Origin of the sequence: Paracoccus methylovorus (genome assembly GCF_016919705.1) — a bacterium.
GTDB lineage: Bacteria > Pseudomonadota > Alphaproteobacteria > Rhodobacterales > Rhodobacteraceae > Paracoccus > Paracoccus methylovorus.
In genome coordinates this window covers 856882-880671 of sequence record NZ_CP070368.1, presented here as the reverse complement: position 1 = coordinate 880671, position 23790 = coordinate 856882, and the positions used below count along the sequence as shown (strand labels likewise).

The window sequence follows — 23790 nt, the reverse complement described above, 5'->3', positions numbered from 1 at the left end:
GGGCCTGCATGAAAAATAAGGAAGAATACGCCCGTCGCACCGGCGTCCCCCGGACGCTTTCCGCCCACAAGGAAGCCGCGCGGAACACCGATCCACCGCCCGGCCAGGCTTGGGAAATCATTCGCCGCCATACCCTTGACCTTTGGCCCTGCCTGCCTTGCCGGCCTCTGACCCCGCCGCTACCTCTGTCTCCGGAAACGGAGGCGCCCATGTCCATCGGCATCGAGCACATGACCAAAAGCTTCGGCGGCACCGCGGTGCTGCGCGGTATCGACCTGACCGTCGAATCGGGCGAGTTGGTGGCGCTGCTGGGTCCCTCGGGCTCGGGCAAGACCACGCTGCTGAAGATCATCGCCGGGCTTGAATGGCCCGACGGCGGCGGCTTGCAGGTGCATGGACAGAACTGGCTGAACCTTGCTGCGCAGGATCGCCGCATCGGTTTCGTCTTTCAGCATTACGCCCTGTTCCCGCATATGAGCGTGCGCGACAACATCGCCTTCGGCCTGACCGTGCGCCCGCGCACCCAGCGGCCGGGCAAGGCCGTGATCGCCAGCAAGGTCGATCAATTGCTGGAGTTCCTGCAAATCGCGCATCTGGGCGACCGCTACCCGGCGCAACTATCGGGTGGCCAGCGTCAGCGCGTGGCACTGGGACGGGCCTTGGCCATCGAGCCCACCGTGTTGCTGCTTGACGAACCCTTCGGCGCGCTTGATGCCGCCGTGCGCCGCGACCTGCGCGCCTGGTTGCGCGATGTGCATGACCAGACCGGCTCGACCACGATCTTCGTCACCCACGATCAGGAAGAGGCCTTTGAGCTGGCCGACCGCGTCGTCGTGATGGGCGACGGCCGGATCGAGCAGATCGGCAATGCCGACCAGATCCACGACCATCCCGCCAGCCCCTTTGTCGCCCGTTTCATGGGGGCAACCATCGAGGTGCCGATCACGCTTAACGCCGGCCGGGCCGAGGCGGCGGGGCTGGACAGCAGCCGCCTGCCGCGCCGCGCCCTGCCCGACGGGCCGGCAACGCTGTTCCTGCGCCCCGCCGATATCACGCCGCTGGCCGATCCGGCCGGGCGCTGGCAGATCACACATCGCACCAGCAACGGCGCGCTTTTGCGGCTGGATCTGACCGATGGCGCCGGCCACTTTGGCATCGACCTGCCCCGCCGCGCGCCAGAGGCGCAGGGGCTGGCCCCCGGCGGCCGCGTCAACCTGCGCCCCGAGGCTGGCGCGATCTTTCCCGGTTCCCGCGCCGCCAGCCAGTCACACCCGACCCCCATTGAATTCCCCCGCAAGGAGATAAGCCTATGACGATCCGCAAGCTTCATGCCGCCGCACTGGCCTTGCTGTTGGGGGCTTCCCCGGCGCTGGCTCAGGACAAGATCCTGAACGTCAGCTATGACGTGGGCCGCGAGCTGTTCGAAGCGCTCAACCCCCAGTTCCAGACCTATTGGAAGGACAAGACCGGCAACGACGTCACCATCGACCAAAGCCATGGCGGATCGTCGAAACAGGCGCGCGCAATCCTCGAGGGGCTGCCGGCCGATGTGGTCACCTTCAACCAGGAAACCGACATCGACGTGCTGGCGCAGAACGGGCTGGTCGCAGAGAACTGGCGCGAGGCTTTCCCCAACGGCGCCTCGCCCTATTATTCCCTGCCCGCCTTTCTGGTGCGCAAGGGCAACCCAAAGGGGATCAAGGACTGGTCGGATCTGGCCCGCGACGACGTGCAGGCGGTCTTCCCGAACCCCAAGACCAGTGGCAACGCGCGCTATACCTATCTGGCCGCCTATGCCTATGCCCTGACGCAAGAGGGCGGCACGCCGGAAAAGGCACAGGAATTCGTCGCCAAGATCTTTGCCAACGTCCCGGTCTTCGACACCGGCGGCCGGGCTGCGACCCAGACCTTTACCGAGCGCAACATCGGCGACGTGCTGATCACCTTCGAGGCCGAAACCAAGGGCATCGCCGCGCAATATGCCGATCAGGGTTATGAATCGGTGACCCCGGCGACCAGCCTGTTCGCTGCCTTCCCGGTCGCCGTTGTCTCCGAGAACGCCGAAAAGAACGGTTCCACCGAAGTTTCGACGGAATACCTCAACTGGCTCTATCTGCCCCAAGCGCAAGAGACGCTGGCCCAAAACCACTATCGCACCACCGATGAAACGGTAACGGCCAAATATTCGGCCGAGTTCCCCGAGGTGAAGCTGCTGACCGTCGATGAGGTTTTCGGCGGCTGGGACAAGATCACCGCCGAACATCTGGCCGAGGGCGGCATTCTCGATCAGGTTTTCGTCAACAGATGAGCATGACCGCGCCCATCCGCGCAAAACGCGTCCTGCCGGGGTTCTCGCTGAGCCTCGGCACGACGCTGCTTTATGTCGCGCTGGTGATCCTGATCCCCGTGGTCGCGCTGATCCTGAAAGGGGCCGAGATCGGCCCGGCGCGTTTCTGGGCAATCATCACCGCACCGCGCACGCTGGCCGCGCTGCGGGTAACGCTGACCGCCGCCGCGCTGGCCACGCTGTTCAACGCCTTTTACGGGTTGCTGATGGCCTGGGTGCTGACGCGCTATGACTTTCCGGGCAGGCGCATCCTCGACGCCCTGATGGATATTCCCTTCGCGCTTCCCACCGCCGTGGCGGGTATTTCGCTGACCGCGCTTTATTCGGCGAACGGCTGGTTCGGCGCACCGCTGGCCGGTGCCGGGATCGAGCTGGTCTATACGCTGGGCGGCGTGATCCTGGCGATGACCTTTACCTCGATCCCCTTCGTTGTCCGCGCCATCCAGCCGGTGCTGGAGGATCTGGACCCGGCGCTGGAGCAGGCGGCGATGACGCTGGGCGCCCGCCCCTTTGCCATCTTCCGCCGCGTGGTGCTGCCGGCGATCCTGCCGGCGTGGATCGCCGGCTCGACCGTGGCCTTTGCCCGGTCGCTGGGCGAGTTCGGCGCGGTGGTGTTCATCGCCGGCAACCTGCCCTTCAAGACCGAAATCGCCGCGCTGCTGGCCTATATCCGGCTTGAGGAATACGACTATCAGGGCGCCGCCGCCATTGCGCTGGTCCTGCTGGGCTTTGCCTTGATCCTGCTGGTGCTGTCGAACCTGATGCAGTTCCGCGCTGCCCGCCATCTTGAGGCACGCTCATGACCGCAGCCGCACTGACCTATGCCCCCGGCCAAAGCCGCACCATGCCGCGCCTGCTGATCGGGCTGGCCTTCGGGCTGACGGCAATCTTTGTCGTCGCGCCGCTGGCCTTCATCTTCTGGCGTGCCTTCGCCGATGGCTGGGCGGTCTACCTGAAGAACATCACCGATCCCTTGGTGCTGCATGCGATCTGGCTTACCACGCTGGTGGCGGTGATCGTGGTGCCGGTCAACATCGCCTTCGGTATCGCGGCGGCATGGGCCATCGCCCGATTCCGCTTTCCGGGACGCAAGCTGTTGATGGTCGTGATCGAGATTCCCTTTTCGATCTCGCCGATCATCGCCGGCATCTGCTACCTGCTGCTTTACGGACGACAAGGGCTGTGGGGGCCGTGGCTTGCCGCGCACGACCTGAAGATCATGTTCGCCGTGCCCGGCATCGTGCTGGTTACGATGTTCGTCACCGCCCCCTTCGTGGTGCGCGAGGTGCTGCCCTTGATGCAGGCGCAGGGCTCCGAACAGGAACAGGCGGCGGTGACGTTGGGCGCACGCGGATGGCAGGTGTTTTCACGCGTGACCCTACCCAATATCCGCTGGGCCCTGCTTTACGGCGCGGTGCTTTGCACGGCCCGCGCGGTTGGCGAATTCGGCGGGGTTTCGGTGGTTTCCGGCTCGATCCGGGGGCAGACGAACACGCTGCCGTTGCAGATCGAACTGATGTTCAATGACCTGAATACCACCGGCGCTTTCGCCGCCGCTTCGACCCTGACCGTGATCGCGCTGGTCGTGCTGGTGATCAAGGCTGCCTTGGAAAACCACAGGTGAAACCGCGTAACTGGCGGGAATGTCAGTGGACTTGACCCGCCACCCCGCCTAGGCTGAATGCCATGGATGCCGCGATAAAGGACCACCAACAGCCCTGCCCCGAACTGCCCAAGCCGCGCAGCTTTTGGCAGCGAATCGCCGACAGGCTGGCGGCGATCGTCGGCACCGACCGTGCCGCCACCCCGCCCGAGAAATCGGTCGCCTTCACCATCGCGGTGATCGCACTGGGGGCCAAACTGGCCAAGGCGGACGGCGCGGTGGCGAGGTCCGAGGTCGCGGCCTTTCGCCGTGTCTTCATCATCCCGCGATCCGAAGAAAAGAACGCCGCCCGGGTCTTTGACCTGGCGCGGCAGGACGTGGCCGGCTTCGACGCCTGGGCCCGGCGCATCGCACGCATGTTCCCGCCCGGCGACCCGGTTCTGGCCGATGTGATCGAGGGATTGTTCATCATCGCCGTCGCCGACAGCGAGTTGCACGAGGCGGAAATCCTGTTCATCGACGACGTGGCACGCATCTTCGGCATGACGCCCGCGCAGGTGGCGACGATCCGCGCCCGCCATGACCGGCGGCAAGGCTGTCCTTCGTGCGAGGTGCTGGGCGTTACCCCCGACACGCCCCTGCCCGAAGCGCGTCGACGCTGGCGCGAGTTGGTGCTTGCCTCCCACCCCGACCGCGCCGTTGCCCGCGGCCTGCCGCCCGAGGCGATCCGGCTGGCCGAGGCCCGCACCCGCGCATTGAACGAGGCGTGGGAAAACTTCCGCAACATGCACCGCCTGCATCCGGCATAGGGAACCCGGCCGCCCCGCCGCCCGTTTCCCCTGCAAACAGCCGAAGGACCGGCCCATGCGCAAAATCCTGACCCCCCTGCTCCTGTGCACCGCGCTTACGTCCCCCTGTGCCATGGCGCAGGATTACGAACCGCCGCTTGCCGACGAGCCAACGCCCAACGACGTCCCCGCGCCGGAATTGGACACGCTGGAACGCGGGCTGGAAAACTTCATGCGCAACCTGCTCAATCAGGCCGAGCCGCATCTGGACCGGCTGGGCCGCGATCTGGGCGACACACTGGGCGCGGTCGCGCCGGTGTTGCAAGACATCGGCAAGCTGATGGACGATGTGCGCAATTATCAGGCGCCCGAGCGGCTGGAAAACGGCGACATCCTGATCCGCCGCCGCGCCGATGCGCCGCCGCCCCCGCCGGTAGGCGATGCACTGCGCGACATGCTGCGCCCCGCGCCCGAGGATGATCCACGCCTGAACCCCGACCTGCCCGAGGCGCCACCGCCACTGTTCGAACGCGACCCGGGCAGCGAGATCGAGCTTTAGGGCGCAAAGCCCTCGACCCAATCCACCAGTTGCGGCAGGCTGTGGCGGTGCAGGTCATAGCCTTGCAGGATGGTTTCCCGCGCCGCCGCCCGCATCCGGTCGGCGTCGGGATCGCCGGAAAGCCCGCGGATCAACGCCGCCTCCAGCGCCGGTTGGTCAAAGAACGGCACCAGCCGCCCATTCTCGCCGTCCCGTATCAGTTCGCGCACCGGCTCGGTATCAGAACCGACGATATAGCAGCCCGCCGCCATCGCCTCGGCCAAGGACCAGCTCAGCACGAAGGGATAGGTCAGGTAGCAATGCACCCGGCTGACCTGCAGCAGCGCCAGATATTGCGGATAAGCCACGCGGCCCATGAAATGGATGCGCGACAGGTCCAACTGGCCGTCCAGTTCGGCCAGCAGTTTCTCTTTCCAGTTCGGCGCATCCTTGGGCAGGCTGCCGTAGCTGACGCCCTCGCCGCCAACGACCACCACCTGCGCATCCGGCCGCGCCCGCATCACCTGGGGCAACGCGCGCATGAAACGGTGAAAGCCGCGATAAGGTTCAAGCGAGCGCGAAACATAGGTCAGCACCTCGTCCCCGGCCCGCAAGCGGCGCCCGTCGGGCAGCAGGAAGTCGGCCAGCGGATTGGGACAGACCTTCAGCGTGTCGATGCCGTCATGGATCACCGTCAGCTTTTGGCGCAACTCGGCCGGAAAGGAGTTCGCCTGATATTCGGTCGGCGCCAGCCCGGCATCGGCCTGCACCAGCCCCTGAATCAGATGTGCCGAGCGCGCGATGGTGCCGATCCGCGCCTCGTCGCTGTCGGGGGTAATTTCAGGATCGAACCCCACATCATGGCCGCGCGTGCGATACAGCAGTTCGGCATAGACCAGCAGCTTTGCCTGTGGCCAGATTTCGCGCAAAAACAGCGTCTCGCCCCAACCGCTGTGGCCAAAGATCACGTCGGGAGTATAGTCGTGCCGATCGCGCAAGGCCCGGCAGCCGCGTGCCGCCAGCCAGCCCCGCTCGGCCATCTCGCTGAATGTCCGGCCCAGCATGGGCGGCAACGAGGGCTCGTCCGGCGCCTTGTAGCGCACCACGCGAACCGGCGAAGGCCGCGCGTTCTTTTCGTCCGTCAGGCCCATGACGTGATGGCCGCGCGCTGCCAGCGCCGGCGCCAGATGCAGGAATTGCGCCGGAAAATTCTGATGAACGAACAGGATTTTCATGCGCTTGCCGTCAGAAAGGCTGCCTGGATCAGCTGGCGGGTATATTCGGTTTGCGGATTGCTGAAAACCGCGTCGGTCAGCCCCTGCTCGACCACCTCGCCAGCGCGCATGACCATGATCTGATGCGCCATGGCGCGCACGACACGCAGGTCATGGCTGATGAACAGGAAGGCCAAACCGTGCCTGTGCTGCAATCGCCGCAGCAGTTCGACGATCTGCACCTGCACGGTCATGTCCAGCGCCGAGGTCGGCTCGTCCAGCACCACCAGCTTGGGGTTCAGGATCATCGCGCGGGCGATGGCGATGCGCTGGCGCTGGCCACCGCTGAATTCATGCGGATAACGGTGCATGGTGGCGGGGTCCAAACCGACCTCGCGCATGATCGCATCGACCATCTCGCGCCGGTTGCGGCCCGGCTCGATCCCATGCACGCCCAGCCCTTCTGAGATGATCTGTTCCACCGTCATGCGCGGCGACAGGCTGCCGAAAGGGTCCTGGAACACGATCTGCATGTCGCGACGCAGGCCCCGCAACGCGCGACCCGGCGTTTTCGAGATGTCGCGGCCCATGTAAAGGATCGGCCCGTCGCTTTCGATCAGCCGCATGATCGCCAGCGCCAGCGTCGTCTTGCCAGAGCCAGATTCGCCGACAATGCCCAGCGTCTCGCCCGAGCGGACCGAGATCGTGGCGCCATTCACCGCCTTCACATGGCCGATGGTGCGACGCAAAAAGCCGCGCTGGATCGGGAACCAGACCCTCAGGTCCTGCGTCGCCACGATCTGCGGGGCGCCCTCGGGGATGGGATCGGCGCGGCCCTTGGGCTCTGCCGCCAGCAACATACGGGTATATTCGTGCTGGGGGTTGGCAAAGATTTCCTCGACCGGGCCCTGCTCGACGATCTCGCCGCCCTTCATCACGCAGACCCGGTCAGCGATGCGGCGCACAAGGCCAAGATCGTGGCTGATGAACAGCATCGACAGGCCCTCGGCGGCCTTCAGCTCGGCCAAAAGCTCCATGATCTGCGCCTGAATGGTCACATCCAGCGCCGTGGTCGGCTCGTCCGCAATCAGCAGTTCCGGGCCGTTCGCCAACGCCATGGCGATCATCACCCGCTGGCGCTGCCCGCCGGAAAGCTGGTGCGGATAATCGGCCAGCCGCGTTTCGGGATCACGGATGCCCACGCGGGTCAACAGCTCGATGATCCGCGCCTGCACCGCCGCGCCCTTCAGCCCCTGATGCAGCGCCAGGCTTTCGGCAAGCTGCCGCTCCAGCGTGTGCAGCGGGTTCAGCGAGGTCATCGGCTCTTGGAAAATAAAGCTGATGTCATTGCCGCGCACCCGGCGCAGGTCTGAGTCCGGCGCCCCCACCAATTCGTGGCCGGCATAACGGACCGAGCCGGAGACTTCTGCCGCCTCGCCCAAAAGACGCACGGTGGACAGGGCCGTGACCGATTTGCCCGAACCGGATTCACCGACCAGCGCCACCGTCTCGCCCTTGTTGACGGTAAAGCTGACACCCTTGACGGCGGGCACCACCTGCCCGTCCTGCCGAAACCCGACCCGCAGGTCGCTGACTTCCAGAACCGGCGTCATCGAAAGGTCTTTCTGGGGTCAAAGGCGTCACGCACACCTTCGAAGATGAACACCAGCAGCGACAGCATGATCGCGAAGGCGAAAAAGGCGGTGAAGCCAAGCCACGGCGCTTGCAGGTTCTGCTTGGCCTGCAGGGCCAGTTCGCCCAGCGAAGGCGCCGAGGTCGGCAGCCCGTAACCAAGATAATCCAGCGCCGCGAGCGACGAGATCGTGCCGGTCACGACAAAAGGCAGCATGGTCAGCGTCGCCACCATGGCATTGGGCAGGATATGGCGGAACATGATGATGCGGTCGGAAACCCCCAAGGCCCGCGCCGCCCGGACATATTCAAAGTTGCGCGCCCGCAGGAATTCGGCCCGCACCACGCCCACCAGCGCCGGCCAGCCAAACAGGATCGACACAAAAACCAGCAGCCAGAAACTTCGCCCCAGAATTGCGAACAAGATAATAATGACGTAAAGTGAAGGGGTTGATCCCCATATTTCAAGCAGTCTCTGAAATACCAGATCAGTCCTGCCGCCGAAATAACCCTGCACCGCCCCCGCCGTGATGCCCAAGAGCGACGCGGCCACGGTCACGATCATGGTGAACAGGATCGACAGCCGAAAGCCATAAATCACCCGCGCCAGCACGTCGCGCGCGGTATCGTCCGTGCCCAGCCAGTGCTGCGCGTCGGGCGCGCTGGGGGCGGTTCCGACATTATTGATGGTGCGGAAGTGATAGGGAATCGGCGGCCACAGCATCCAGCCCCGCTCGATCACTTCGCCGGCGACCATGCCGGTTTCGCGAGCCTCAAGCTCGGTTCCCTCAGGGTCGTCCCAGCATTCCTGCCGGCCACCGGTGCGGATCAGGCATTGCACGCCGGGATCGGTATAGATCGCCTCGGTGCCGAAATCGCCACCGAACGCGGTCTCGGGGTAAAAGCGATAGACGGGAAAATGCCAACTGCCCTTGAAGTTGACGATGATCGGCCGGTCGTTGGCGATCAACTCGGCAAAGAGCGAGGCCACGAACAACGTGGTAAAGATGATCAACGACCAGAGGGCCCGCTTGTTGCGGCGGAAATTGCGCAAGCGGCGGCGGTTGAGTTCGCTCATCGCCATCAGCCGGCCCTCCGGTCAAAATCAATGCGCGGATCGACAAGCACATACATCAGGTCAGACAGGATCCCGACCAGCAGGCCCAGCAGGCCAAAGACATAGAGCGTGCCGAAAATCACCGGATAATCACGCTGCACCGCCGCCTCGAAGCCCAGCCGGCCAAGCCCGTCGAGCGAGAAGATCGTCTCGATCAGGATCGATGAGCCGAAAAATACCCCCAGAAACAACGAGGGAAAGCCCGCGATCACGATCAGCATGGCGTTGCGGAACACGTGGCCGTAAAGCACCCGTCGTTCGGTCAGGCCCTTGGCGCGGGCGGTGATGACATATTGCTTGTTGATCTCGTCCAGAAAGCTGTTCTTGGTCAGCAGGGTCAGCGTGGCAAAGCTGGCAATGGTGGTGGCCAGCACCGGCAGGGTAATGTGCCACAGGTAATCCTTGACCTTGCCCCAAAGGCTCAGATCGGCCCAGTTGTCCGAGGTCAGGCCGCGCAGCGGAAATATCTGCCAATAGCTGCCGCCCGCGAAAAGCACCATCAACAACACCGCGAACAGGAAAGCCGGGATGGCATAGCCGACGATGATCACCCCCGAAGTCCAGGTATCGAAGGTCGAGCCGTTCCTGACCGCCTTTCTGATGCCCAGCGGGATCGAGATCAGATAGGCGATCAGCGTGGACCACAGCCCCAGCGTGATCGAAACCGGCATCTTTTCCAGCACCAGATCGATCACCGAGATCGAGCGGAAAAAGCTCGTGCCGAAATCGAAGCGAATGTAATTGCCCAACATGATCAGGAATCGTTCGACCGCGCCGATCTTTTCCTTGCTGCAATCAGGGGATTTCAGGTCTGGCTCACCCTCATGTCCGGGCGTGCAGACGATGCGGGCAAAACCCATCTGCACTTCCAACTGGTCCAGCATTTCGGGCGGAATGCCCCGAGCCCCGGCATATTCGGTGTTCTGGGGCATTTCGCCGCCGCCGCCGGTGATATTGCGCAGCGCATCGCCTTCGCCCTGCACCCGGGCGATGATCTGCTCGATCGGGCCGCCGGGAACGAATTGCGTCAGCGTGAAATTGACCAGCATGATACCGATCAGCGTAGGTATGATCAGCAGCAAGCGCCGCAGGATATAGGCTGCCATCCGCCCCTCGTTCCGCTTGTCTGGTTGCGCCGCCCGTTCGGGCTTAGCGCAGCGCGCCGGATTGTTTCAGCTTTTCCGCCTTATCCGCGTCATACCACCAGAAATCAAGCTCACCCAGCGCATAGGGGGGCAAGGTCTCGGGATGGGCGAAGATATCGTAATAGGCGACGGTGTGTTCGGCCTTGTACCACTGCGGCACCCAGAAGCGCAGCGCCCGCAGGCTGCGATCCAGCGCATGGGCCACGGCAGTCATCTCTTCCTGGGTCGTGGCCTCGATACCCTGCTGGATCAGCCGGTCGATTGCCGGGTTGGCCAGCCCCATCGAGTTGAACACATCGCCAACGTTTTCCGAGCCGAAGGTCTGCTCGGTATCGCCAGTCAGGAAATAGCCCTGCGCCAGTTGATCCGTCACAAGATCAAAGTCATGGCTGCGGGTGCGGGATGTCAGTTGCGCATCATCCACCCGCAGGTTCACCGCGTCGATGCCGACCGCGCGCAGGTTCTGCACGAAGGGATTGATCACCCGGTCGAATGTCGCGCTGTCGTTCAGGAACTCGACCCGCAGCACCTCGCCCTGAGCATTGCGGCGCATCCCGTCAGAGCCCACCGCCCATCCGGCATCGTCCAGCAGCTTCGCGGCTTGGCGCATGTTCCGGCGGTCAAGCTGGGTCTTGCCCGACACTGGCTGCAGCACGGCGTCATCGGTCAGCACGCCTTCCGGCAGATCCTTGGCCAGCGGCTCAAGCAGGGCCAACTCCTCGGGGGTGGGAGGACCCTCGGCCATCAGCGGGCTGTTGTCCCAGGGGGAATTCACCCTGTCGTAAAGCCCGTAAAACAGCGTCTCGTTCGACCATTCGAAGTTGAACAGCAGCTCGATAGCCTCCCGCACCCGGATATCCTGGAACTTGGGCCGGCGCAGGTTGAAAACCCAGCCCTGCCCCGAGGCGATGGTGCCGTCCGCCAGCGCCTCTTTCCTGACAGCGCCGGACTGGACGGCGGGGAAATCATAACGCGTCGCCCAATGGATCGAGCTTGCCTCGTTACGGAAAGTATAGACACCGGCCTTGAACGCCTCGAAAGCGCTGTCGTAATCGCCAAAATACTCGATGCGAATGCTGTCGAAATTGTGGCGCCCGACATTGATCGGCAGATCCTTGCCCCAGTAATCGGGATTGCGTCGCAGGACGACCGACCGCCCGATATCGGCCCGGTCGAACATATAGGGGCCTGAGCCGACGTAGGGGATGTTGCTCGACTGTTCGATATCGCGCTTGTTCTTAAGAAAATCTTCGCGCGAGAAGACGATCTGACCGCCCACCGACTGGATCACGTCGCGGCGCGGATAGTCGGGGCGGAAGATGAACTTGATGGTGTGGTCGTCGATCACCTCGGCCTTGTCGACGATTTTCGAGATGATCGTGCGATATGAGGACAGCCCCTTGTCACGCAAAAGCTCGAACGAAAACAGCACGTCATGGGCGGTCAGCGGCGTTCCGTCGGAAAACTGCGCCTCGGGCCTCAGGTGAAAGATCACCCAGTCGCGGCTTTCGGGATATTCGATGGTCTCGCAAAGCAGGCAATAGGCAGTGCCGATCTCATCGGCGACGGTTTCCATCAGCGGCTCCAGCATCGAACTGGACAGCGCCGCCGCGCGGCCACGATGGGTAAAGGGATTGTAGCTGTCGAAACCGCCGCTGGCCCATTCCGAAATCTGGCCCCCCTTGGGCGCGTCCGGGTTCACATAGCGCAGATGCGGAAAATCGGCGGGCAATTCAGGCGTGCCAAAGACCGAAATCCCATGCGACGTGATGGTTTTTGGGGGCTGCTGGTCCTGAGCCTGTAACCAGCCGGGCAACAACGCCAGTAACACGGCCATCGGAACTTGTCGCATGAAACGCATCGTCATCGGGTCTTGTCGATCCTTGTTCTGTCTTGCTCGGGCCGCAATCCGCCTTGGGCGCCAAAGCTAGCAGTCCTCCGCCGCGGTTCAATATGCAATTGCGTGATCCGCCGTGCGGTCCACGCGGCGGCATGAAAAAAAGGGCGCCCCGCGGGACGCCCTGTTCTTGCGCAAATGCTTGCTGCGGATCGCTTATTGCTGGCTTTCCAGATAGGCGATCAGGTTGGCGCGATCCTCGACCTTGGGCAGACCGGCAAAGGCCATCTTCGTGCCTTTGACCACGGCTTTCGGGTTGGTCAGGAATTCCTGCAGCGCCTCTGGCGTCCAATCGCCGCCATGCGCCACCATGGGGTCGGAATACTTGAAGCCGCCGACGCTGGCGACCGCGCGGCCCACGACACCATTCAGGTGCGGGCCGGTGCCGTCGCTGCCGTCCAGCTTGTGGCAGGCGCGGCATTTTCCGAACACTTTTTCGCCTGCGGCAGCATCGGCCGAGGCAAGGACGGCGGCAAAATCGGGGCCTTCATCGGCTGCGACATCTTCGGCACTTCCAGTATCCTCGACCGGGATGGTATAGGCTTGGGCGTGTTCTTCGCCCTCACCGCCATGACCTGCGGGACCGGTGTGGAAGATGCCCGACGCCGCCCAGTTCATCAACAAAAGGAACAGGAGCGAGCCGATCAGCGCCCCGGCGGCCTTGGTGACGGTCATGGTATCGAACATGTCTGCGTTTCCCTGGGTCTGTCCGTGCGTTTGCGCGTATCTACCCGCTTTTGTTCCGTCGGTTCAAGGTGTAGTTGTCGCACCCACGACACAAAACGGGCGGCGGGGCCGCCCCGACACAGGGCACGGCCCCAAGCCAAGGTGTGATCCATGACCGATACCGCGACCCAGAACGTGATCGCATTTCAGGGCGAACCCGGCGCCTACAGCCATCAGGCCTGCCGGCATTATCGCCCGCAGATGGAGGCGCTGCCCTGCCGCACCTTTGAGGACACGATCGAAGCGGTGCGTAGCGGCCGGGCCGAACTTGCCATGCTGCCGGTCGAAAATTCGACCTATGGGCGGGTGGCCGACATTCATCACCTGCTGCCAGAAAGCGGGCTGCACATCATCGACGAAGGTTTCGTGCGCGTGCGCATAAGCCTGCTGGCCGTACCGGGCACCAAGCTTTCCGAAGTCAGCGACGCCATGAGCCACCCGGTCCTTCTGGGCCAGTGCCGCGGCTTTCTGCGCCGTCACGCCATCCGGGGCATGGTCGGCGCCGATACCGCCGGCTCGGCACTTGAAGTCGCCAATCGGGGCGAGAGGTCGCTGGCCGCGCTGGCCGCCCCGCTCGCGGGTGAGATCTACGGGCTTGAGGAACTGGCCTCGGGGATCGAGGACCGCCAGAACAACACCACCCGCTTCCTGGTCATGGCGCGCGAACCCGATTTCGGCCGCCGCACCAATGCCGAAGGCGGCACGACCATGATCACCAGTTTCGTCTTTCGCGTCCGCAACATCCCGGCCGCGCTTTACAAGGCGCTTGGCGGCTTTGCCACCAACGGCGTCAACATGATCAAGCTGGAAAGCTATATGGTGGACGGTGTCTTTACCGCCACGCAATTCTATGCCGACATCGAGGGTCATCCAGAAGATGCGCATGTCGCCCGCGCGCTGGAGGAACTGGCCTATTTCACCTCCAGCCTGAATATTCTGGGCGTCTATCCGGCGGATCCGCTGCGCGCGATCCAGTCGCAAGCGACGGCGGCCGAATAGGCCACAACCCAGGAACCACGGCGCGGGCCTTTGTCAGGCCCGTTCGCCCGAGGCGATATGGGCGATGAATTCGCCGACTTTCTTCGTGAACTTGCGGTCAAGCTGCGCCTTGCCCAGCTTGGCCGTTTGCAGCAAGAGCCGCGCCTTCATGCTGCGCGGATGCACCTCGGTCTCGAAGATAAGCCGCGATTTTTCCGGTGTCAGCGCAACAACGGTCACCCGGATCATTAGGTCGAACTGTTCGGCATTACCCGTGATGACCACCACCTCGGGCACATCGAGTTGCGCCAGTTCGGCAGTTATCTCGCGGTGCTGGCCGCGCCAATTGAACCCGATCAGCCAGCGCATGCCGACACCGGGCGCGTCCAAATCATCCAGCCGGCACACGCTGGCACCCCGCCGCACAAAAAGCCGCTCGATGGAATTGAAATCGCTGACGGCGCGGAACAGCGCCTCCGCCCCAAGATCGATATCCCGTCTGGTCGAAAATTTCATCGCTGATCCAGTTACCTACAAAATGTCGAACCGTAGCGCGGTTAATTCCATGTTGCGACATGGCATGCAAGCGTCACATCCGCCCTCAGGGCCACAGATCCAGATACAATCCACGGTTGCAATATGTCTATAATAACCGCATTCAAGCCGGATGAAATCCACCTCTCCCATGACCCATTCGCAGCCTGTCGGTGCCTTGGAACTTCGCATCATGGCGACCACGGACCTGCATATGCATCTGCTGGGATATGACTATTTTGCTGATCGCCCATCGGCGCGGATGGGACTGTCGCGGACGGCAGGCCTGATCGCGCGCGCGCCAAACGGCGCGAAATTGCCTGCTGTTCGACAATGGCCACGCACTGCAAGGCAGTCCAATGGGCGATTATCTGGCAGAAAGGGCAATATCGCCCCCCAGCAGCGGCATCCGGCCATCGCCGCGATGAACGCCCTGCGCTATGATGCCGCCACCGTAGGCAACCACGATTTCAGCTTTGGCCTGGGCTTTTTGCGCCGGACGCTGGAGGGGGTCGAATTTCCCATCGTCTCGACCAACCTGCGTCCGCGCCGTCCTCTGCCAGTGCAAAACCACATTCTGTTGGAGCGACAGTTCCACGATGAGCACGGCCAACCCCTTATCACCGGCCCCGCGCTTATGGCACATCACCGGACGCTTCGGCATTTCCGCCGCCGCATCGGCCGGACCGAAAAGCCGCTGAACAGCTATTTCGCCCTGATCGGCGATGATCCCGGCCTGCGTCTGGTCGCCATGGCGCAGCGTTGGCATGTGCGGCAAGCGCTGCGCGGCTCCTGCTGGCAGGACCTGCCGATCCTTACGGCAGCCGCGCCCTTTCGCGCGGGCGGGCGTGGCGGGCCGCAGCACTACACGGATGTCCCCGCCGGAGGGCTGACGCTGCGAAACATCGCCGATCTTTACCTGTTTCCGAACCGGATCTGCGCCATCCACCTTACCGGTGCCAAGGTACGCGAGTGGCTGGAACGCTCGGCCAGCATGTTCCTGCGCGTGGAACCGGGCAAACTCGACCAGCCGCTGATCGACCCAGACTTTCCCAGCTATAATTTCGATATCATCGACGGTCTTGAGTGGCAGATCGACCCAAGCCTGCCGCCCCGCTACACGCCGGACGGCGGGTTGGCAAATGGCGTTTCGCACCGTATAGGCGCGCTGACCCATCGCAGCCGCCCGGTCGCGCCCAATCATCCCTTCATTCTGGTGACAAACAGCTTTCGGCTGTCCGATTGCGGCCTGTTCGGGCCGGCGACGGCGGGACGGCCCGTGGTGCTGGACGGTGCTTCCCGGACGCGCGACATCCTGCGCCGCTATGTCGCGCAACGCCGCGTGCTTGCCCCCGATGCCCGCTTGGGTTGGAGCTTTCGCGCCCTGCCCGGAACCTCGGTCCTGTTCAGGACCGGCCCAGCCGCCGCCCGGCATCTGGACGCACTTTCCACCCGGGTCGAGCCAGCCGGTATCGACCCCGACGGTTTCCTGCATCTGCGGCTGCATCTGTGACCGGCAACGGCTTGCATCCGGCCGCATGCGCGCATATCTAGACGGCGAGAGGCTGGCGCGGGCGAGCGCCTCGCCAACTCGGTCAGGTCCGGAAGGAAGCAGCCGTAACGAGCCCCGCTTGGGTCGCTGTCCAGCCTCTCACCCATTTCCCCTCATTAGACTGGCTGGCACCTTTCTGGCGTTCGCGCGAATCGCATCTCGCTAGCGAGCGCCGAACAACCGCGACACATCATATGAATCGCGTTCACCGATATTGCCGGCATCGCGTTCCAGAAACTGCTCGGCTGCCTCCATCCCTGCATCATGCATGCGCTGCAGCAGGCCGGGATTGGGAAGCAGCTTGGTGCTGGCGCTCAGCGAATTCATAAGCTCTTCGTCCATGATCGCGTGCAGCAGCACGTTTTTCATCGGCCGCCCGGTCAGCCGGTCTTCGGCAAACAGCCGCTTGACGAAGTTGATCGCCCGCAACTCGGACAGAAGTGCTGCGTTGAAGCTGATCTCGTTCACCCGGTCCTGAATCGCGGCCGGGGTCTTGGGGATCGCGTCGCGCAGCATCGGGTTGATATTCACGATCACGACGTCGCGGGGCAAGTCGGCGCGATACAGCGGAAACAGCGCCGGATTGCCGGAATAGCCGCCGTCCCAATAAGCCTCGCGCCGCCCCGTCAGGGGATCGTCCAGTTCGACGGCACGGAATAATTCCGGCAGGCAGGCCGATGCCAGCACAGCCTCCACCGTCACCTCGGCCCCGCCAAACACCCGCACCAGCCCGGTGCGCACATTGGTCGCGGTAACGAACAGCGCCGGCCCCTCTTCTCGCCCCAGACGAGGATGCGGCATCTCGCGCAGGATCGCGCCCAGCGGGTTGGTATAGAACGGTCCCGAATCATAGGGGCTGAACACCCGGGTCAATGATCCCAGCCACGCCACGGGCGAGAACAGCTCTGTCAGCCTTTGCCAGCCTCGCGGCACCGGGAACATCGAATGCAGCCAGCGCACGACGGAGTTGTCGCTGACCTGCCCGACCTGCGACCAGATATGGGCCAGATTCTCGCGCGCAGCCTCGCGCCCGCGCCCGCCGGGCCCGCAGGACAAGCCCGCCGCCAAAGCCGCCCCGTTAAGCGCCCCGGCCGAAGTGCCGCTGATGCCCCGGATCTCAATTCCGGGCTCGTCCAGCAGCCGATCCAAAACACCCCAGGCAAAGGCGCCATGCGCGCCGCCGCCTTGCAGGGCCAGGTTGATCCGCTTCACTTCCATGCCGCGCGCTCCCGCAGGTCCAGACAGCGGACAGGCTAACGCAACCGGACCAAGGCCAAAACCGCCCCACCGCGCGATGCCGCCAACGGATGCAACCCCGCAACAGGCAGCAAACCACGACCCTGCCTTCAACTCAGGCCAAGATCAGCATTTCTTCGTTGCCCAAATACCCATGCGACATCGCAAAAAGCGTGGCAGATCAGTCCTCGGCCTGCGCCTCGGCCCGCGACTTGCCGGCCACATCCAAAGCCAGAGTGGCGGCCATGAAGCTGTCCAAAGCGCCGTCCAGCACCCCTTGCGTGTCCGAGGTCTCGTGCCCGGTGCGCAAGTCCTTCACCATCTGATAGGGGTGCAGCACATAGGAACGGATCTGGTTGCCCCAGCCGGCATCGCCCTTGGCCTCGTGCTGGGCGTTGATCACGGCGTTGCGCTTGTCCAGTTCCTGCTGGTACAGCCGCGCCTTCAGCGCCGCCATGGCGTTTGCCCGGTTCTGGTGCTGGGATTTCTCCGAACTGGTCACAACGATCCCGGTCGGCAGGTGGGTGATACGCACCGCCGAATCGGTTGTGTTGACGTGCTGTCCGCCCGCCCCGGACGAGCGATAGGTATCGATGCGGATCTCATTGTCGGGGATGGTGATCTCGATATTGTCATCCACCACCGGGTAGACCCAGACCGAACTGAACGAGGTATGCCGCCGCGCCGCCGAATCATAGGGCGAGATACGCACCAGCCGATGCACCCCCGATTCCGACTTCAGCCAGCCATAGGCATTGGGGCCCGAGATCTTGTAGGCTGCCGAACGAATGCCCGCCTCTTCGCCGGGGGTTTCGGACAAAAGCTCGACGTTATAGCCTTTTTTCTCGGCCCAGCGGACATACATCCGTGCAAGCATGCTGGCCCAGTCGGCGCTTTCCGTGCCGCCGGCGCCGGCGTTGATTTCCAGGAAGGTGTCGTTGCCGTCCGCCTCACCGTTCAAAAGCGCCTCAAGCTCTTTTTGCGCCGCCATTTCCGCCAGCGATTTCAGCGCAGCCTCGGCATCGGCGACAATCTCGGCATCGCCCTCGGCTTCGCCCAGCTCGATCAATTCGGCATTGTCGGACAGCTCGGTTTCGATGCGGCGATAGGTTTCGACCGCATCCGACAGCATCTGCCGGTCGCGCATCAGCTTCTGGGCGCGCGCCGGATCGGACCAGATATCGCCGGCCTCGATCATGGCGTTCAGTTCTTCCAGCCGGTGCGGGGCGGTTTCCCAGTCCATGCGCTGGCCGAGCAGTTTCAGCGATTTGCGGATCGCCTCGATGGTGGCTTGGGTTTCGGCGCGCATCTGCACTCTCTGGGTTCGGATTTCGGATAGGGCAGGACAAATAACGCGGGCAGCGGGCGGCGGCAACCCGCCCTTCTAATACAGCCCGCCCGAGGACAGGGTGCCGAAATCGGCCTTTTTCGGGATCACCCTTTTCTTGCCGGTCGAGGTGGTCACCGCCTGCCCGCTATCGCGTCCTTCGGTAAACAGCGGCAGCGTGCCCGGATCGGCCCGGCCAAAACCGCCGTCGATCAATGCGATACCGGACAGATCCTGACCATCGCGGAAATATTCGGCGATCACGTTGTCACCCTTGGCGTCCGGTCCAAGGATCGCGCCACTGAAGCGGTCGATGTTGACGAAATGTCCGCCGGGCGGAACCTTGAAGGCGGTGCCGCCGAATTCCTTGACCGCCTCTTGCATGAACTCGTTGAAGACCGGCACGCAAAGCGTGCCGCCAAAGGCGTTCGAACCCAGCGTGCGCGGCTGGTCATAACCCAGATAGCATCCGGCCACGATGTTCGAGGTGAAACCGATGAACCACACGTCCTTGGCATCATTCGTGGTGCCGGTCTTGCCCGCGACGGGCACGGGCAGGCTGACCCCGCGTCCCGAGCCGCGCTTGACCACGCCTTCCAGCATCGAAGTCAGCTGATAGGCGGTAATCGCGTCCATCACCTGCTCGCGGTTCGAGCGGATCTGGGGCGCGGCACCGGGCGGCAGCGAGGGCTGGGCGCAGGTCACGCATTCGCTTTGGTCATGGCGATAGATGGTGCGTCCGCGCCGGTCCTGCACGCGGTCGACCAGGGTAGGTTCCACCCGCTCGCCGCCGTTGGCGAACATGGCATAGGCCGCGACCATCTTGAACAGGGTCGTTTCCTGCGCCCCGAGACTGTTGGCAAGGAAATGGCCAAGATGGTCGTAGACCCCGAATTTCTCGGCATATTTGGCCACCGTATCCATGCCAATATCCTGGGCGATACGGATGGTCATCAGGTTGCGCGACTGCTCGATGCCTGTGCGCATCGGGGTGGGGCCATAGAACCTGCCGCTGGCGTTCTTTGGGGTCCACAGTCCCTGCGGCGTGTTCAGAGTGATGGGCTCATCGACGATGATGGTGGCCGGGTTGAAGCCTGAATCCAGCGCCGCCGCATAGACGAAAGGCTTGAAGCTTGACCCCGGCTGGCGCTGCGCCTGCGTCGCGCGGTTGAAAACCGAGCTTTGATAGCTGAAGCCGCCCTGCATGGCGATGACGCGGCCGGTGTTGACGTCCATGGCCATGAAACCGCCCTGAACTTCGGGCACCTGACGCAGGGTCCAACGGATAAAGCTGCCGTCACTGTCGCTGACCATACGGCGCACCAGCACCACATCGCCAAGCTCCAGCAGATCCGATGCGACCTTGGCCTTGGCCCCCAGCGTGCCGTCGGCATGCCGCTTGCGCGCCCATTGCACGTCCTTGGCGGGTATGGTGGCCGTGCCTTGCTGATCCTCGATGCCGATGGTGGCGTCGGCCTTGTCCAGCGCCAGAACGACGGCCGGGAACCAGCCCTCGATATCGCGCGGCACATCGGCATCGGACAGCGCCGCGCGCCACACCGCTTCATCGCCCAGTTGCTCGGCAGGGATACGGACGCGGGTGCCGCGCCAGACACCGCGGCCGCGGTCGTATTTTTCTAGCGCCTGTTGCAGCGCATGTGCGGCCACGTTCTGCAGCTTGGGATCGATGGTCGCCCGGATGGCCAGACCGCCGCCAAAGAATTCCTCGGCGCCGAATTGCGCGGAAAGCTGGCGCCGAATCTCGTCGGTGAAATAATCGCGAGGCGGCAACTGCTCCTGAAAGGCAGGGAAGTCGCCATTCTGCACCGAGCGCAGCGGCTGCTGCACCTCTGCCTCGTAAGTGGCTTGATCTATATAGCCGTTTTGCCACATCTCGCGCAGGACGTAATCGCGCCGTTCGGTCAGGGCCTCCTTGGCGCGGACCGGGTGATAGCGGCCCGGAGCCTTGGGCATTGCAGCCAGCGTCGCAGCCTCGTGCGGGGTAAGTTCGGTCAGCGGCTTGTTGAAATAGCTTTGCGCCGCAGCCGCCACGCCAAAACTGTTTTGGCCCAGAAAGATCTCGTTGAGGTAAAGCTCAAGGATCTGGTCCTTGGACAGGGTCGATTCCAGCCGGGTGGCCAGGATCAGTTCCTTGATCTTGCGCTCGACGCTGCGATCGCTGGACAGCAGAAAGTTCTTCATCACCTGCTGGGTGATGGTCGAGGCACCGCGCAGGTTGCGTCCGCCCGAACTGATCGCATCCAGCGCCGCCTTGCCCATGCCCATCGGGTCAAAGCCGTGATGGCTGTAGAAATGCTTGTCCTCGGCGCTGACGAAGGCCTGCTTTACCAACGGCGGGATTTCGTCGATGGGCACGAAAATGCGACGTTCCTCGGCAAATTCGTCGATCAGCCGCCCTTCTGCGGAATAGATCCGGCTGATGGTCTTGGGCGCATATTGGGCCAGTTGCTCATGGCTTGGCAGGTCGCGCGAATACATCCAGAACACCGCGCCGACTGTCAGGGCGATGAAAAAGATTGCGGTCACGAACCATGAAAAGATCGCACCGACGAAGGACAGCAGGAAGCGCAGCAATGGGCAAGCCTCTGGGGATAACCTGCGCCTCTATAGACAGCAGGGCCGCGCCCGTCAAAGCAACCTTGCGCTATTTACGCAGCAAAACTGCACGGGCAGCATCATCTTGCGCCCACAGGCTGATCGCCTGAGTCAGCGCTTGCGCAGTACGCGCGCGCCAGTCCGGGTCGAACAGATTGGCCCGGTCGCCGGCATCGGTCAGAAAGCCCAGCTCGATCAGGACCGAGGGAATGTCGGGCGATTTCAGCACCGAAAACGCCGCACCGCGCACCGGGGTGCGGTGCATGGCGATACCCGCCCGATTAAGCTCGGATACCGTGAATTTGGCAAATGCCTCGGAACGTGGATGCGTCTCGGTCCGCACCAGATCCATCAGGACATCGGCCAGTTGATCGTCGGTTCCGGCCAGATCCAGCCCGGCCAGCAGATCGGCCCGGTCATGACGCATGGCCAGTTCACGTGTGGCGCGGTCGTCGGCCTGCGGGTTCCACATATAGATCGACAGCCCCGCCGCCTCGCCCGCCGGCAGCGCATCGGCATGCAAAGAGATGAACAGATCGGCCTGTTTCGCGCGCGCGATGGTCATGCGCCGCTCCAACGGGATGAAATTGTCGTCGTTGCGGGTGGCGACGACCTCGAACCCGGCGCGGGTCAGGATCTCAGTAAGTTCGCGGGCAAAGCTCAGCATCAGCGCCGCCTCGCTGATCGCGCCCACCTGCGCGCCGGGATCGTGGCCGCCATGACCGGGGTCCAGTGCCACACGCAAGGGGCGCTCGCCCGTGCGGCGCGGTGGCAGGGCCGTTACATCGGCTGGCGTCGGCAGGTCCCAAAGCGCAGACAGCGCATTGCCGCGGGTAACGAAATCCTTTTGGCCAACCGGCTCGATACGCAGCTTGACCAGCGCGCCGCGGGCACCACCTTCGGCCGGGCTTTGCACCGCAAGGCGCAACGCATAGGGGCCGGGCAACTCCATCACCAGACGCGACCAGCCCGGGCGGAACCGCCCCCAGCGCAGTGCCGGCACCAGATCGCGGCCCGGCAATGCCTCGGCTTCGGTGCCGGAAAAATCGATCTCGCGGAAATCGACCACCAGACGCGGCGGACCGTCAAGGAAATAGACCCGGTAAGGCACCGGCTGGCTAAGCGTCAACCGCAGTTCCATCGGGCGCGGCTTGCCCCGGTCCCGCCCCTCGGCCGTCAGCGAAGACTGCGTCAGATCGACGGTTGCCAAGGCCGAGCGCCCGCCGTTGTCGGCCAGCGCGGGCCACGCCAGCAGCAGCAACAAGACCGCGCAAAGCCATCTCATCGGACCGCCATGAATGCTGCCAGCCGGTCCAGTCCTTCGGTAATCTCGGCTGTCCCGGCGGCATAGCTGAAGCGCAGTGTCCGCGCGCCGCGACGCGGGTCGAAATCCAGACCCGGCGTCACCGCGACCCCAGCTTTTTCAAGAATTTCCGCAGCAAAGTTCAGGCTGTTTTCAGTCAGGTCCGACACGTCGGCATAAATATAGAATGCGCCCTCGGGCGGGGCGATGCGGGAAAAGCCGATCCTGGGCAGCCGGTCCAGCATCAACTGGCGGTTCGCGGCATAGACTGCCAGATTGGCCTCGGCCTCATCGACGCAGTCCATGGCGGCGAGGGCAGCGACCTGGCTTGCATGCGGCGGGCAGATGAACATGTTCTGTGCAATCCGTTCAACGGTGCGGATCATGCTTTCGGGCACCACCATCCAACCGACGCGCCAGCCCGTCATGCTGAAATACTTTGAGAAGCTGTTGATGACGAACACGTCGTCCGACACCTCCAGCGCGGAATGAAATCCCGCACCGTAATCCAACCCGTGATAGATCTCGTCCGAGATGACGCTCATCCCCAATTCGGCCGCGCGCGCGGTCAAACCCGCCAGTTCCTCGCGGCGCAGCACCGTGCCGGAGGGATTGCCGGGCGAGGCAAGGATCAGCCCCTGCGCATCCGTCGGCAAATCCTGCGGGCGGGGTTGATAGCGATCCTCGGCCCTGGTCTGGATGCCGACGGGCTGCAGCGACATGGCGCGCAGGATCTGGCGATAGCTGGGATAGCCCGGCTCACCCAGCGCCACCCGCTCGCCCGCGTCGAACAGCGCCGAAAACGCCAGGATGAAAGCCCCGCTGGAGCCCGGCGTGATCACCACCCGCTGCGGATCAAGATCGAGCCCGTACCAGCGCCGGTAAAGCTGTGCGATGCTTTGACGCAACTCTGGCAGACCCAGCGCAACCGTATAGCCCAGCGGCCGGTCAAGAGACGCAGCCAGCGCACGGCGCGCGCCCATCGGCGCGGGGGTCGAGGGCTGGCCCACCTCCATATGAATGATGCGTCGCCCCTGCGCCTCGGCCTTGCGGGCGGCTTCCATCACATCCATGACGATAAAGGGATCGACCTGGCCGCGGCGGGATTGTCTCATGTCTGCCTCGTGGTTTTGGCCGGGTATCACGTCTGCGGCGGGGGCGGTCAAGCCCGCGTGAGCCTTGGGCGGAATGCTTGCAACACCGCAATGGACGGGCCAGATTGCCGTCAACTGGAAAG

Annotated in this window: 20 protein-coding genes and 1 other RNA gene; 9 read left to right on the top strand and 12 right to left on the bottom strand. The window is 63.7% G+C overall.

Annotated elements, in window-relative coordinates; genetic code table 11:
* Positions 1–209: 209 nt before the first annotated feature.
* From JWJ88_RS04425 to JWJ88_RS04400, 6 genes are all read left to right on the top strand, one after another.
* Positions 210–1313, top strand: a complete 1104-nt coding sequence (locus JWJ88_RS04425) for a sulfate/molybdate ABC transporter ATP-binding protein (protein WP_205294895.1) — start codon at positions 210–212, stop codon at positions 1311–1313.
* The gene (locus tag JWJ88_RS04420; protein ID WP_205294894.1) at positions 1310–2308 is read left to right on the top strand and encodes a sulfate ABC transporter substrate-binding protein; all 999 of its coding nucleotides are present in this window, start codon (positions 1310–1312) and stop codon (positions 2306–2308) included. Before JWJ88_RS04425 ends, JWJ88_RS04420 begins: the two co-directional genes overlap by 4 nt.
* A gap of 2 nt (positions 2309–2310) precedes the next feature.
* Positions 2311–3150, top strand: a complete 840-nt coding sequence (gene cysT / locus JWJ88_RS04415) for a sulfate ABC transporter permease subunit CysT (protein ID WP_407673889.1) — start codon at positions 2311–2313, stop codon at positions 3148–3150.
* Positions 3147–3971, top strand: coding sequence for a sulfate ABC transporter permease subunit CysW (cysW, locus tag JWJ88_RS04410; RefSeq protein WP_205294892.1), 825 nt, complete (start codon positions 3147–3149; stop codon positions 3969–3971). The genes cysT and cysW overlap by 4 nt, the downstream gene beginning before the upstream one ends.
* A gap of 62 nt (positions 3972–4033) precedes the next feature.
* Positions 4034–4759 (top strand): molecular chaperone DjiA, encoded by a 726-nt coding sequence (locus JWJ88_RS04405; protein WP_205294891.1) that lies wholly within the window; start codon positions 4034–4036, stop codon positions 4757–4759.
* A 55-nt stretch (positions 4760–4814) separates the two neighbouring features.
* A complete protein-coding gene (locus tag JWJ88_RS04400; protein WP_205294890.1) occupies positions 4815–5297 on the top strand; it encodes a hypothetical protein in 483 nt (160 codons plus the stop codon).
* On the opposite strand, the gene JWJ88_RS04395 is transcribed toward JWJ88_RS04400, so the two are convergent.
* From JWJ88_RS04395 to JWJ88_RS04370, 6 genes are all read right to left on the bottom strand, one after another.
* On the bottom strand, positions 5294–6511 hold the full coding sequence (locus JWJ88_RS04395) for a glycosyltransferase (protein WP_205294889.1): 1218 nt from the start codon (positions 6509–6511) through the stop codon (positions 5294–5296). The two genes, JWJ88_RS04400 and JWJ88_RS04395, sit on opposite strands and share 4 nt — an antisense overlap.
* Positions 6508–8103 carry an ABC transporter ATP-binding protein gene (locus JWJ88_RS04390; RefSeq protein WP_205294888.1) on the bottom strand — a complete coding sequence of 532 codons (1596 nt, stop codon included), beginning with the start codon at positions 8101–8103 and terminating at the stop codon, positions 6508–6510. Before JWJ88_RS04390 ends, JWJ88_RS04395 begins: the two co-directional genes overlap by 4 nt.
* Complete coding sequence (locus tag JWJ88_RS04385; RefSeq protein ID WP_205294887.1) at positions 8100–9206, bottom strand: ABC transporter permease; 1107 nt, start codon at positions 9204–9206, stop codon at positions 8100–8102. Before JWJ88_RS04385 ends, JWJ88_RS04390 begins: the two co-directional genes overlap by 4 nt.
* Positions 9206–10345, bottom strand: coding sequence for a microcin C ABC transporter permease YejB (locus tag JWJ88_RS04380; protein WP_205294886.1), 1140 nt, complete (start codon positions 10343–10345; stop codon positions 9206–9208). The genes JWJ88_RS04385 and JWJ88_RS04380 overlap by 1 nt, the downstream gene beginning before the upstream one ends.
* Before the next feature lie 43 nt (positions 10346–10388).
* A complete protein-coding gene (locus JWJ88_RS04375) occupies positions 10389–12251 on the bottom strand; it encodes an extracellular solute-binding protein (protein ID WP_205294885.1) in 1863 nt (620 codons plus the stop codon).
* Positions 12252–12437: 186 nt separating this feature from the next.
* Positions 12438–12968 carry a c-type cytochrome gene (locus JWJ88_RS04370; RefSeq protein ID WP_205294884.1) on the bottom strand — a complete coding sequence of 177 codons (531 nt, stop codon included), beginning with the start codon at positions 12966–12968 and terminating at the stop codon, positions 12438–12440.
* A 150-nt stretch (positions 12969–13118) separates the two neighbouring features.
* On the opposite strand from JWJ88_RS04370, the gene JWJ88_RS04365 reads away from it, so the two are divergent.
* Entirely contained in the window at positions 13119–14006 is an 888-nt protein-coding gene (locus tag JWJ88_RS04365; RefSeq protein WP_205294883.1) for a prephenate dehydratase, read from the top strand.
* 33 nt (positions 14007–14039) lie between these two features.
* Here JWJ88_RS04365 and JWJ88_RS04360 read toward each other — a convergent pair whose 3' ends face one another.
* The gene (locus JWJ88_RS04360; protein WP_205294882.1) at positions 14040–14501 is read right to left on the bottom strand and encodes an SRPBCC family protein; all 462 of its coding nucleotides are present in this window, start codon (positions 14499–14501) and stop codon (positions 14040–14042) included.
* A 169-nt stretch (positions 14502–14670) separates the two neighbouring features.
* Here JWJ88_RS04360 and JWJ88_RS04355 point away from each other — a divergent pair, with 169 nt between their 5' ends.
* Both JWJ88_RS04355 and ffs read left to right on the top strand, forming a co-directional pair.
* A complete protein-coding gene (locus tag JWJ88_RS04355) occupies positions 14671–16032 on the top strand; it encodes a 5'-nucleotidase C-terminal domain-containing protein (protein WP_240200196.1) in 1362 nt (453 codons plus the stop codon).
* Between the two features lie 46 nt (positions 16033–16078).
* An RNA gene (ffs, locus tag JWJ88_RS04350) (signal recognition particle sRNA small type) lies at positions 16079–16175 on the top strand.
* 58 nt (positions 16176–16233) lie between these two features.
* Here the strand turns inward: ffs and JWJ88_RS04345 are convergent.
* From JWJ88_RS04345 to JWJ88_RS04325, 5 genes are all read right to left on the bottom strand, one after another.
* The gene (locus JWJ88_RS04345; RefSeq protein ID WP_205294881.1) at positions 16234–17289 is read right to left on the bottom strand and encodes a patatin-like phospholipase family protein; all 1056 of its coding nucleotides are present in this window, start codon (positions 17287–17289) and stop codon (positions 16234–16236) included.
* Positions 17290–17488: 199 nt separating this feature from the next.
* On the bottom strand, positions 17489–18616 hold the full coding sequence (gene prfB, locus JWJ88_RS04340) for a peptide chain release factor 2 (protein ID WP_205294880.1): 1128 nt from the start codon (positions 18614–18616) through the stop codon (positions 17489–17491).
* Between the two features lie 75 nt (positions 18617–18691).
* Positions 18692–21229, bottom strand: coding sequence for a penicillin-binding protein 1A (locus JWJ88_RS04335; protein WP_205294879.1), 2538 nt, complete (start codon positions 21227–21229; stop codon positions 18692–18694).
* A gap of 70 nt (positions 21230–21299) precedes the next feature.
* Entirely contained in the window at positions 21300–22535 is a 1236-nt protein-coding gene (locus tag JWJ88_RS04330; RefSeq protein WP_205294878.1) for an N-acetylmuramoyl-L-alanine amidase, read from the bottom strand.
* Positions 22532–23668: a pyridoxal phosphate-dependent aminotransferase gene (locus JWJ88_RS04325; RefSeq protein ID WP_205294877.1), complete on the bottom strand. Its 1137-nt coding sequence runs from the start codon at positions 23666–23668 to the stop codon at positions 22532–22534. The genes JWJ88_RS04330 and JWJ88_RS04325 overlap by 4 nt, the downstream gene beginning before the upstream one ends.
* Between the last annotated feature and the right edge of the window lie 122 nt (positions 23669–23790).

Bases quoted from the DNA above. Each gene is read 5' to 3' on its own strand.
- JWJ88_RS04425 (WP_205294895.1), top strand. From the start codon at position 210: ATGTCCATCGGCATCGAGCACATGACCAAAAGCTTCGGCGGCACCGCG.
- JWJ88_RS04420 (WP_205294894.1), top strand. From the start codon at position 1,310: ATGACGATCCGCAAGCTTCATGCCGCCGCACTGGCCTTGCTGTTGGGG.
- cysT (WP_407673889.1), top strand. From the start codon at position 2,311: ATGACCGCGCCCATCCGCGCAAAACGCGTCCTGCCGGGGTTCTCGCTG.
- cysW (WP_205294892.1), top strand. From the start codon at position 3,147: ATGACCGCAGCCGCACTGACCTATGCCCCCGGCCAAAGCCGCACCATG.
- JWJ88_RS04405 (WP_205294891.1), top strand. From the start codon at position 4,034: ATGGATGCCGCGATAAAGGACCACCAACAGCCCTGCCCCGAACTGCCC.
- JWJ88_RS04400 (WP_205294890.1), top strand. From the start codon at position 4,815: ATGCGCAAAATCCTGACCCCCCTGCTCCTGTGCACCGCGCTTACGTCC.
- JWJ88_RS04395 (WP_205294889.1), bottom strand. From the start codon at position 6,511: ATGAAAATCCTGTTCGTTCATCAGAATTTTCCGGCGCAATTCCTGCAT.
- JWJ88_RS04390 (WP_205294888.1), bottom strand. From the start codon at position 8,103: ATGACGCCGGTTCTGGAAGTCAGCGACCTGCGGGTCGGGTTTCGGCAG.
- JWJ88_RS04385 (WP_205294887.1), bottom strand. From the start codon at position 9,206: ATGGCGATGAGCGAACTCAACCGCCGCCGCTTGCGCAATTTCCGCCGC.
- JWJ88_RS04380 (WP_205294886.1), bottom strand. From the start codon at position 10,345: ATGGCAGCCTATATCCTGCGGCGCTTGCTGCTGATCATACCTACGCTG.
- JWJ88_RS04375 (WP_205294885.1), bottom strand. From the start codon at position 12,251: ATGACGATGCGTTTCATGCGACAAGTTCCGATGGCCGTGTTACTGGCG.
- JWJ88_RS04370 (WP_205294884.1), bottom strand. From the start codon at position 12,968: ATGTTCGATACCATGACCGTCACCAAGGCCGCCGGGGCGCTGATCGGC.
- JWJ88_RS04365 (WP_205294883.1), top strand. From the start codon at position 13,119: ATGACCGATACCGCGACCCAGAACGTGATCGCATTTCAGGGCGAACCC.
- JWJ88_RS04360 (WP_205294882.1), bottom strand. From the start codon at position 14,501: ATGAAATTTTCGACCAGACGGGATATCGATCTTGGGGCGGAGGCGCTG.
- JWJ88_RS04355 (WP_240200196.1), top strand. From the start codon at position 14,671: ATGACCCATTCGCAGCCTGTCGGTGCCTTGGAACTTCGCATCATGGCG.
- JWJ88_RS04345 (WP_205294881.1), bottom strand. From the start codon at position 17,289: ATGGAAGTGAAGCGGATCAACCTGGCCCTGCAAGGCGGCGGCGCGCAT.
- prfB (WP_205294880.1), bottom strand. From the start codon at position 18,616: ATGCGCGCCGAAACCCAAGCCACCATCGAGGCGATCCGCAAATCGCTG.
- JWJ88_RS04330 (WP_205294878.1), bottom strand. From the start codon at position 22,535: ATGAGATGGCTTTGCGCGGTCTTGTTGCTGCTGCTGGCGTGGCCCGCG.
- JWJ88_RS04325 (WP_205294877.1), bottom strand. From the start codon at position 23,668: ATGAGACAATCCCGCCGCGGCCAGGTCGATCCCTTTATCGTCATGGAT.